The sequence below is a fragment of the Faunimonas sp. B44 genome, assembly GCF_052655945.1.
Map to the genome: position 1 here is coordinate 1 of NZ_JBQYEX010000056.1, position 545 is coordinate 545.

Annotated in this window: 1 pseudogene; it reads left to right on the plus strand. The window is 65.0% G+C overall.

Annotated elements, in window-relative coordinates:
• Positions 1-73 precede the first annotated feature (73 nt).
• Positions 74-545: pseudogene (locus tag ACUN0C_RS20225) on the plus strand (transposase); the annotation flags it as partial.

Sequence of the window (545 nt, forward strand, 5' to 3'; positions counted from 1 at the left end):
TGAACTGCCCCCCGTTTCGACCGGACGCCCAGCGTAAGCAGGAAGGCTCAAGGATATCCTTGAGGACAGGCTTATGTCGGCGGACTATCGACGGATCGAGGTGATCACGGGGACGGCGCGTCGACGCTACTGGTCGACGGAGCAGAAGCTGCGGATCATCGGGGAGAGCTTCGAGCCCGGCGAGACCGTTTCCTCGGTCGCCCGGCGCAATGGCGTGGCGCCGAACCTTCTCTACCGCTGGCGGCACCTGATGAGCGAAGGAGGCGTGACGGCGGTGGGATCGGACGAGCCGGTCGTCGGCAACTCGGAGGTGCGCAAGCTCGAGGTGCGGGTGCGCGAGCTCGAACGCCTTCTTGGCCGCAAGACCATGGAGAACGAGATCCTCCGTGAGGCGCTGGCCAAGTCACAGGCAAAAAAACAGACGTTACGGCCGCTGTCGTTGCCGAAGGGCGGTTCCCGATGAAGCGGTTCGCCGAAGTGCTCGACGTCTCGCGCTCCAACCTGGCTGAGCGGGCCAAGGGCACGACGCAAGCCCGGGGTCCTTA